This is a genomic window from Streptomyces sp. NPDC005483 (assembly GCF_040606035.1).
Lineage (GTDB): Bacteria > Actinomycetota > Actinomycetes > Streptomycetales > Streptomycetaceae > Streptomyces.
This window is the reverse complement of record NZ_JBEXEA010000024.1, coordinates 113,324-122,394: the sequence shown is the minus strand read 5'-3', so window position 1 is coordinate 122,394 and position 9,071 is coordinate 113,324. Positions and strand designations below refer to the sequence as shown.

Annotated in this window: 10 protein-coding genes; 5 read left to right on the top strand and 5 right to left on the bottom strand. The window is 72.4% G+C overall.

Annotated features, from left to right (window positions below; genetic code table 11):
- Positions 1-554: 554 nt before the first annotated feature.
- Both ABZT06_RS35855 and ABZT06_RS35850 read left to right on the top strand, forming a co-directional pair.
- Positions 555-1,424 (top strand): NUDIX hydrolase, encoded by an 870-nt coding sequence (locus ABZT06_RS35855; RefSeq protein ID WP_355750809.1) that lies wholly within the window; start codon positions 555-557, stop codon positions 1,422-1,424.
- On the top strand, positions 1,421-2,251 hold the full coding sequence (locus ABZT06_RS35850; protein WP_355750807.1) for an MBL fold metallo-hydrolase: 831 nt from the start codon (positions 1,421-1,423) through the stop codon (positions 2,249-2,251). Before ABZT06_RS35855 ends, ABZT06_RS35850 begins: the two co-directional genes overlap by 4 nt.
- Here ABZT06_RS35850 and ABZT06_RS35845 read toward each other — a convergent pair.
- The 4 genes from ABZT06_RS35845 to ABZT06_RS35830 all read right to left on the bottom strand — a co-directional run bounded on the left by ABZT06_RS35845 (position 2,244) and on the right by ABZT06_RS35830 (position 4,951).
- Positions 2,244-3,068 (bottom strand): nucleotidyltransferase domain-containing protein, encoded by an 825-nt coding sequence (locus tag ABZT06_RS35845; RefSeq protein ID WP_355750804.1) that lies wholly within the window; start codon positions 3,066-3,068, stop codon positions 2,244-2,246. The genes ABZT06_RS35850 and ABZT06_RS35845 overlap by 8 nt on opposite strands.
- 77 nt (positions 3,069-3,145) lie before the next feature.
- A complete protein-coding gene (locus ABZT06_RS35840) occupies positions 3,146-3,541 on the bottom strand; it encodes a hypothetical protein (protein WP_355750801.1) in 396 nt (131 codons plus the stop codon).
- Complete coding sequence (locus ABZT06_RS35835) at positions 3,538-4,203, bottom strand: hypothetical protein (RefSeq protein WP_355750798.1); 666 nt, start codon at positions 4,201-4,203, stop codon at positions 3,538-3,540. The genes ABZT06_RS35840 and ABZT06_RS35835 overlap by 4 nt, the downstream gene beginning before the upstream one ends.
- 73 nt (positions 4,204-4,276) lie before the next feature.
- Positions 4,277-4,951, bottom strand: a complete 675-nt coding sequence (locus ABZT06_RS35830) for a Crp/Fnr family transcriptional regulator (protein WP_007383667.1) — start codon at positions 4,949-4,951, stop codon at positions 4,277-4,279.
- Between the two features lie 276 nt (positions 4,952-5,227).
- Between ABZT06_RS35830 and nth the strand changes: the two genes are divergently transcribed.
- The 3 genes from nth to ABZT06_RS35815 all read left to right on the top strand — a co-directional run bounded on the left by nth (position 5,228) and on the right by ABZT06_RS35815 (position 8,781).
- Positions 5,228-6,238, top strand: a complete 1,011-nt coding sequence (gene nth, locus ABZT06_RS35825) for an endonuclease III (RefSeq protein ID WP_355750794.1) — start codon at positions 5,228-5,230, stop codon at positions 6,236-6,238.
- A gap of 562 nt (positions 6,239-6,800) precedes the next feature.
- Positions 6,801-7,490 carry a CoA pyrophosphatase gene (locus tag ABZT06_RS35820; RefSeq protein ID WP_355750791.1) on the top strand — a complete coding sequence of 230 codons (690 nt, stop codon included), beginning with the start codon at positions 6,801-6,803 and terminating at the stop codon, positions 7,488-7,490.
- Between the two features lie 91 nt (positions 7,491-7,581).
- Positions 7,582-8,781, top strand: a complete 1,200-nt coding sequence (locus ABZT06_RS35815; protein ID WP_355750788.1) for a MarP family serine protease — start codon at positions 7,582-7,584, stop codon at positions 8,779-8,781.
- 22 nt (positions 8,782-8,803) lie between these two features.
- On the opposite strand, the gene ABZT06_RS35810 is transcribed toward ABZT06_RS35815, so the two are convergent.
- Positions 8,804-8,989 carry a hypothetical protein gene (locus ABZT06_RS35810; protein WP_355750785.1) on the bottom strand — a complete coding sequence of 62 codons (186 nt, stop codon included), beginning with the start codon at positions 8,987-8,989 and terminating at the stop codon, positions 8,804-8,806.
- Positions 8,990-9,071 lie beyond the last annotated feature (82 nt).

Here is a 9,071-nt window from a genome sequence, read left to right as displayed (position 1 = left end):
GTGCCGGGGTGGGGGGTGTCCGTCCTCGGTCCGGCGGCTCGGTCCCTCTGAGCAGTGCTGGATGACGGACGCCGGCCGCTGCGGGCGGACACCCCCCACCCCGTCCCCTTCCCGCCGTACGCGGCGAACAGCCCGTCGCGGCGCGCGGTCCGTCGTAGTGCGCGGTCTGGTCGACGGCCCGCCGTGGTTGAGGTGGCGAACGGCCCGTCTTGGCGCAGGGTGACTGCACCCCCCCAGGGGCGCGGGGAACTGCGCGACCAGCCCCCACTGACCCGCGCCCGCCCCACAACCCCACCCGGCACCCCCCTAGGCGCCCCGCCCAAGCCCAGCGCAGCTGCCCGCGGGGAACTGCGCGACCAGCCTCAACGGCCCCGCAGCCGCCCCACCACCTGATCCGGCACCCTCACAGGCGCCCCGCCCGGGCCCAGCGCAGCTGCCCGCGGGGAGCTGCGCGACCAGCCACAACGGACCCGCAGCCGCCCGATGACCCCGCGACGCACCCCCACAGGCGCTCGGCCCTCGAACATCCGCCCCCCACGAGTTAGCCTCCGCCCATGGCAAACGGGCAGTGGTACCCATCGGAATGGCCGGACCGTATCCGCGCGCTCGCGGACGGCACGCTGCGGCCGGCCGAGCCGAGACGGGCCGCCACTGTGATGCTGTTGAAGGACACGGCGACCGGAACCGTCGTGCACATGCTGCGCAGGCGGGCCTCCATGGCGTTCGCCGGCGGTGCGTACGCCTATCCCGGCGGTGGCGTCGACCCCCGTGACGACGAGCACCAGATCCACTGGGCGGGCCCCACGCGCGCGTGGTGGGCGGCTCGGCTCGGGGTGGACGAGACGACGGCTCAGGCGATCGTCTGCGCGGCCGTGCGGGAGACGTACGAGGAGGCGGGCGTCCTGCTCGCCGGGCCGACGGCCGAGTCGGTGGTCGGTGACACCACGGGCGCGGAGTGGGAGGCCGACCGTGCCGCTCTCGTGGCCCGGGATCTGTCCTTCGCCGAGTTCCTGGAGCGCCGGGGGCTGGTGCTGCGGTCGGATCTTCTCGGGGCCTGGACCCGCTGGATCACCCCCGAGTTCGAACCCCGCCGCTATGACACGTGGTTCTTCGTCGCCGCCCTCCCGGAGGGGCAGCGCACCCGCAACGCCTCCACCGAGGCCGACCGTACGGTGTGGATCCGGCCCCAGGACGCGGCGGACGGCTACGACAAGGGCGAGCTGCTGATGATGCCGCCCACCATCGCCACGCTGCGGCAGCTCACCGCGTACGGCACCGCCGCCGACGCGCTCACCGCCGCGCCCGACCGTGACCTGACCCCTGTGCTCGCGCAGGCCCGGCTGGTGGACGGCGAGATCGTGCTCTCCTGGCCGGGGCACGACGAGTTCACCAAACACATCCCGACCGGTGGAGCCTCCGCATGACCGACGCCGCAGCCCTCCCCGGCCAGCCGCGGGGCGGGGTCCTCTCGGGCCCCGCCACAGCGCGAGCCGTCAACGTCCTCGCGCCCAACGCCTCCGCGATGACCCTGGACGGCACCAACACCTGGATCCTGTCGGAGCCGGACTCGGAGCTGGCGGTCGTGGTCGACCCCGGTCCGCTCGACGAGGGGCATCTGCGTGCCGTCCTCGACACCGCAGAGGCCGCCGGCAAGCGTGTCGCGCTCACGCTGCTCACCCACGGCCACCCCGACCACGCCGAGGGCGCCGTCCGTTTCGCCGCGCTGACCGGCACCAAGGTGCGGGCTCTCGACCCCGCGCTCCGGCTGGGGGAAGAGGGGCTCGGCGCGGGGGACGTGGTGCGCGTCGGCGGGCTGGAACTGAGGGTCGTCCCGACGCCCGGGCACACCGCCGACTCGCTGTGCTTCCATCTCCCGGCCGATCAGGCCGTCCTGACCGGTGACACCATCCTGGGCCGCGGCACGACCGTCGTGGCCCATCCCGACGGCCGTCTGGGCGACTATCTGGACTCCCTGCGGCGGCTGCGGTCCCTGACGGTCGACGACGGCGTCCACACGGTCCTGCCGGGCCACGGGCCCGTCCTGGAGGACGCCCAGGGGGTCGTCGAGTTCTATCTCGCTCACCGGGCCCATCGGCTCGCCCAGGTCGAGACGGCCGTGGAGGACGGATACCGGACGGCCGGGGCCGTCGTAGAGCGTGTGTACGCGGATGTGGACCGGTCGCTCTGGCCCGCCGCCGAGCTGTCGGTGCGGGCTCAGCTGGAGTATCTGGAGGAGCACGGGCTCATCTAGGGGTCTTCGTGCCGTGCACGCGCGCGTACTCGTCCGCCAGCCAGGGGCCCAGGTCGTCGACGTACGTACGCAGTACGGCGATGTCGGCGGTCGGGGTGCGCCCCAGGACGGCCGCCGCCCGTAGCTGTTCGGCCCGCTCGGGGTAGTAGGCGGCGAAGACCTCCGCCATCTCGCCCAGGTCGCTCGTCCAGCCGTTCCAGCGGGGCATGACCAGGGTGAACGCGGTGCGGACCAGGTGGCGGGACATGAAGCGGACGAGGCGGGTCCGGGTCTCGTCCGAGTCGGCCGTCCGGATCCGTTCGCGCCAGCGGGGGAGCAGCACGGCGAGGTCACCGTTGGTCTCACGGGCCAGGAGGGAGTCGGGGCGGTAGCGGGGGAGGTACTCCGCCAGGTCGTCGCCGAGCAGCGGGGTGCACAGGCAGGCCAGGAACCAGCCCAGGTCGTGGCGTTCCAGGTCGCTCAGCAGGAGATCGCGGCTGTACAGCAGCGTTCCGACACCGTCGATCTGCGGGAACTCCTTGTCGAGCGCTTCCCCGAGCTCCTGTACGCCCGCCCGGTCCGCGTCGGTCGGCTCGTCCCGCAGGGCGAGCAGGAGGTCGAGGTCGCTGCGGCCCACGCGCGCGGTGCCGCGCGGGATCGATCCGTAGAGGTACGCGCTGTGCAGCCTCGGCCCGAACAGGTCCAGCACCCGGTCCCGGGTGGCGGAGACGACCGGGAGGAAGGGCTGCGGGATCCGCCCGAGGGAGCCTTCGCGCTCGATGTAGCCCTGGGCGTCGAGTCCCGTGGGGGCGATGGGGTGAACGGTTTCGGCGGCCATGGGATCACTGTGCCCGGGGCCGGGCCCGGAGACAGCTCATTAACGGCCCTGGGCGGACCTTGTGGGGCCGAACGTGGTCAGCGCCAGCGGAAGACGCGCAGGCGGCGCGAGGTGCCGTGGGAGCGGCATGCGGCGGCGATCACATCACCGGAGGCGGCGGCCAGGAGGTCGGTGCCGACGCCGCTCAGCCGGCGACGGGCCACGAGCCGGCCGTCGACGGGGTCGAGGACGGCGAGGCGGTCGCCCCGGCGGTGGAGGACCAGGAACCAGCCGCGGTGGGCCAGGGGAGTGCAGGAGGAGACCTCGCCGCCCTGCCATGTCCACAGCAGCTTGCCGGAGGAGAGGGAGAACGCCCCGATCCGATGTCCGCCGTCCGGATGACGGTCGTCGGGATGTCGCTCGCCACGATGCCGGTCGTCCCGCTGAAGGGTGTCGCCAGGTATCCGTTCGACTGCGAGGGTGTCACCGGTCACGGCGAGCCGCCCGCCGAAGTCCGCGTACCCCTCCGGCGGCGTGAGCACGACGTCCGAGCGGGCCACGCGGAGCCGGGGCCCGCCGCGTGCGCCCCGGGCGGCCGGCCGTACCACGAAGGGCTCGGCGAGCAGGACGGACAGCTTCTGCATGCGTTCGTCCGCGATCGTGCCCGCCCAGGTCGGCTCTCCGTGCGCGCGTCCAGGGCGCGCAGCGTGCGGCCGTCCACCGTCGCGATCCGGCCTTCGGCCAGGGCCGTCCCGCCGGTGCGGCGGGTGAGGAGACCGAGCCCGTCCCGGCGCTGGGCGCGGCTCCAGGCGGCCTCGGCCGTTGCCAGGTCCAGCGCGGTGACGCCGATACGACCGGCTTCGGCGGCGCCGTCGTCGTGGTGCAGCACCACCCCGAATCCGTCCCGGACATCGGACGACGCCACCGCGACCACCTCTTCGCCCGGTGGCCGCCACGTCCACACGGGGGCGCCGTCGGGGATCCGGAAGGCCCGCACCCGGTCGACGCGGACGTCCACGACGGCGTCGTCCGTCGCCCACAGGGCCAGCGGCTTGTCACGGAGGTCCGTCTCCCAGGGCGACGTCCACAGCCGCCGCACCGATCCCCGCCACCGCGAATGCCGCCAGACCGACTCCGGCGCCCTGTCCTCGTGCATGCCCGCCCCCCGGGGATACGAGAAGGGCCCCGCCGTGCGGCAGGGCCCTTCGACGTCGTACGACGATCCGCGCTCAGCGCGAGCGCTTGGCGAGCCTCTCGACGTCCAGGAGGATCACCGCGCGGGCCTCCAGGCGCAGCCAGCCGCGCTGGGCGAAGTCCGCGAGGGCCTTGTTGACCGTCTCGCGGGAGGCGCCGACCAGCTGGGCCAGCTCCTCCTGCGTGAGGTCGTGGACGACGTGGATGCCCTCCTCGGACTGCACGCCGAAGCGGCGGGAGAGGTCGAGCAGCGCGCGCGCCACGCGGCCCGGCACGTCCGAGAAGACCAGGTCGGACATCTGGTCGTTGGTCCTGCGCAGTCGCCGCGCGATGGCTCGCAGGAGCGCGGAAGCCACCTCGGGGCGCGCGCTCAGCCAGGGCTGGAGGTCACCGTGGCCGAGGCCGAGCAGCTTGACCTCGGTCAGCGCGGTGGCGGTCGCCGTGCGCGGGCCCGGGTCGAAGAGCGACAGCTCGCCGATGAGCTCGCCGGGGCCGAGAACGGCCAGCATGTTCTCGCGGCCGTCGGGGGATGTGCGGTGGAGCTTGACCTTGCCCTCGGTGACCGCGTAGAGCCGGTCGCCGGGGTCGCCCTCGTGGAACAGGGAGTCGCCACGTGCGAGAGTCACCTCACTCATGGAGGCCCGCAGTTCCGCGGACTGCTCGTCGTCGAGTGCCGCGAAGAGCGGGTTGCGCCGCAGAACGTCGTCCACGAGTTCTCTCCTTGTCGACCTGCTCAGGGGATCTTGTTCCCCCTTGGTACCAGGGGAACCCGGTGCCCATTTTGCCGGACGGTCCAAACAGTGTGATCTGTCACAAGGATGCCGCACACATGTCCCGGGGTAAGCGGCAGGGGTCCAATTGGGGGCCGGTCTTCGGGGTCCGGGGCGGATGTCAGTGCCGGGCTCTAGGCTGGCCGGGTGTCCAAAACGCCGGTGAGAGCACAGGCCAAGGGGGCTGGGCGGGTGGTTGCACGTCGCGATTCCGCTATGGGCGAACAGGGCGTCGGGGGCGGAAAGAAAACGGCAAAAGCGGCAGGGAAGGCTCCGGTGGAGAAGAGGACTTCGGCGAAGAAGGCGGCGAAGAAGACGGCTCCCGTGCGCAAGGCCGCCGCCGTGAAGAAGGCGACCGTCGTGAAGAAGGCGACCGTCGCTCCCAAGAAGGCGGCGGCTCCGGTGAAGAAGGCCTCGGCCACGAAGACGGTTGCCGCGAAGCCTCCGAGGGGCGAGTCGCAGACCGCCCTCGTCCGCCGTGCCCGGCGAATCAACCGCGAGCTCGCGGAGGTGTTCCCGTACGCCCACCCCGAGTTGGACTTCGAGAACCCCTTCCAGCTGATCCTGGCGACGGTCCTGTCCGCACAGACCACCGACCTGAGGGTCAATCAGACGACCCCCGCGCTGTTCGCCAAGTACCCGACGCCTGAGGACCTGGCCGCGGCCAACCCCGAGGAGGTCGAGGAGATCCTCCGGCCGACCGGGTTCTTCCGGGCCAAGACCAAGTCGGTCATAGGGCTGTCCAAGGCGCTGGTGGAGAACTTCGGCGGCGAGGTCCCCGGGCGGCTCGACGACCTCGTCACGCTGCCCGGTGTGGGCCGCAAGACCGCCTTCGTGGTCCTCGGCAACGCCTTCGGGCGGCCCGGCGTCACCGTCGACACCCACTTCATGCGGCTGGTCAGGCGCTGGCAGTGGACCGACGAGACCGACCCCGAAAAGATCGAGGCCGCCGTCTCCGCGCTCTTCCCCAAGAGCGACTGGACGGACCTGTCGCACCATGTCATCTGGCACGGCCGCCGTATCTGTCACGCCCGCAAGCCCGCCTGCGGCGCCTGCCCCATCACCCCGCTCTGCCCGGCCTACGGCGAGGGCGAGACGGACCCGGAGAAGGCGCAAAAGCTCCTCAAGTACGAGAAGGGCGGCTTCCCGGGCCAGCGGCTGAACCCGCCGCAGGCCTATCTGGACGCGGGCGGAAAGGCCGCGCCGCCGCTGGGGGCCACCGGGTGAGGCTGCGGACGGCATGGCCGTGCGGACCGGCACGGGTCGGCGGGCCGGATCGGGTCACCGGGGTCACGCGCGCGGTGCGGCCGGCCGGATCGCCCGCGCGACGAGGCGAGCCTCGCGCGGCCCGGACGCCGGGACGGAGCGGCCGGCCGGGCGGGTGGGGGCCGCGGGCCGGTCGGGCTGGGTGGTGCTGCCGCGTGGGCCCGGGCTGCCGTGATGACGGAACGCCTGGTGGGTCTGGAGCGCCAGAGCCATCTGGCGTGCCGGGCCGAGCGGGCGAGTTGAGCCGGAGTGAGGTGTCGGGTCGGGTGGGAGCGTCCGCTCGGGTCGGAGCGACAGGCCGGGTGGAAGAACCCGGCCGACCCCGAGTGCTTGGCTGGGTGGAAGAACCCGGCCGACCCGGAGTGCTGGGCCGGGCGGCAGCGCTGGGCCGCTTTCCGGCCTCGTGCCCGGTGGGCCCGGCTCGCTCCGTGGTCGGGCCGCGGGTGACGGGCGGGCGTGTTGTCCGGATGGAACGATCTAGGGCCCGTCAGGCGTTGGGCAGTGCAGAACGACGGGGGTGGCGATGACACGGGCGAGCCGTACGAAGGGCGTGGCGGTCAGCAAGGACGGACTGCCGAGCTGGCTGGACCCGGTGGTGCACGCCGTGGAGACCATCGAGCCGCTCCAGCTGAGCCGCTTCCTGCCGCCGGCGGACGGCGCGGGGCGGCAGTCGGCCGTGCTGGTCCTGTTCGGCGAGGGCGAGCGCGGGCCCGAGCTGCTGCTCATGGAGCGGGCGAGTTCGCTCAGGTCGCACGCCGGGCAGCCGTCGTTCCCCGGCGGCGCACTCGACCCGGAGGACGGTGATCCGAAGGGCGATGGGCCGCTCAGGGCCGCCCTGCGCGAGGCCGAGGAGGAGACCGGCCTCGACCCCTCGGGCGTCCAGCTCTTCGGCGTACTGCCCAAGCTGTACATCCCGGTCAGCGGCTTCGTGGTGACCCCGGTGCTGGGATGGTGGCGCGAGCCGACCCCGGTCGGCGTCGTCGATCCGAACGAGACCGCCCGCGTCTTCACGGTTCCCGTGGCGGATCTCACGGACCCCGACAACCGTGCGACCACCGTCCACCCCAGTGGACACCGAGGTCCGGCATTCCTGGTCGAATCGGCATTGGTCTGGGGTTTCACCGCCGGAATCATCGACCGGATCCTGCACTTCGCGGGCTGGGAGCGACCCTGGGACCGCGAGAAGCAGGTCCCGCTCGACTGGCGCGCATGACAGGGTGGCGTCCGTGCTGTGTCTTTCCGGGGACAGCCCCCGACCGGCCGACCTGTGGTGACCGCGAAGTGATGAGGCGAGGCTCGAACCGGTGAACGTGCTGGACATCCTGTTGCTGGTCGCCGCCGTGTGGTTCGCGATCGTCGGCTACCGCCAGGGCTTCGTCGTAGGCATCCTGTCGGTGATCGGATTCCTGGGCGGCGGTCTCATCGCCGTCTACACCCTTCCCGTCGTCTGGGACGCACTGACCGATCACGCGGAGGTCGGCACGGTCGCCGCCGTCGTCGGGGTGGTCGTCGTCATCGTCTGCGCCTCCATCGGCCAGGCCCTGACCACCCACCTCGGCAACAAGCTGCGCCGGTACATCACCTGGTCCCCGGCCCGTGCCGTGGACGCGACCGGCGGCGCCCTCGTCAACGTCCTCGCGATGCTCCTGGTCGCCTGGCTGATCGGCGCCATGCTCGCGCAGACCACGATGCCGACGGTCGGCAAGGAGGTACGCGGCTCCAAGGTGCTTCTCGGGGTGCAGGAGGCGCTGCCCTCCGACGCCGACACCTGGTTCAAGGACTTCACCTCGGTCCTCGCGCAGAACGGCTTCCCGCAGGTCTTCAGCCCCTTCTCCGACGAGCCCATCAAGGAGGTCCAGCCGCCCGACCCCAAGCTCGCGAACAGCGCCGTCGCCAACCGGGCCCAGCGCTCCATCGTCAAGGTCATGGGCACCGCGCAGAGCTGCGGCAAGGTCCTGGAGGGCACCGGCTTCGTCTTCGGCGACCGCCGCGTCATGACCAACGCCCACGTCGTCGGCGGCGTCGACGAGCCCACGGTCCAGATAGGCGGCGAGGGCCGCAAGCACGACGCCACGGTCGTCCTCTACGACTGGCAGCGCGACATCGCCGTCCTGGACGTGCCCGATCTGGACGCGCCCGCGCTGCAGTTCACGTCCGATGACGCCGCCAGCGGGGACAGCGCGATCGTCGCGGGCTTCCCGGAGAACGGCTCGTACGACGTCCGCTCCGCGCGCGTGCGCGGGCGCATTGACGCCCACGGACCGGACATCTACCACCGCGGCACCGTCGACCGCGACGTCTACTCCCTCTACGCCACCGTCCGCCAGGGCAACTCCGGCGGCCCGCTGCTGACCCCGGAGGGCAGGGTGTACGGCGTGGTCTTCGCGAAGTCGCTCGACGACCCCGACACCGGGTACGCGCTCACCGCGGACGAGATCCAGGAGGACATCGCCAAGGGGCGTACCGCGAACCAGCAGGTGGACAGCGACAGCTGCGCGCTGTGAGGGGTGTCGAAAGCCGGGCGCGTCAGCCTCGGGGGTGACGCAGCCTTACCGAGACCCAGCGGGCCCGGCGGCGCAGGATGCGCGGAATGCCCACCCTCAGGTCCGTGCCGCCCGGCAGTTGCGGGGCACCACCCTGATGGCGGGAGCTCAGGGCAGCGCCCGAGCGTCGATTGCGTGCTGCGTCACCGTAGTCGTGCGTCCAGCCCATACCCGGACGTGTGCCCCTGCCCCAAGGTCGATAACCGCCCCCACGCCCCCCAATTGGCCTATGCGCCGGGCAAGTGGCCGTT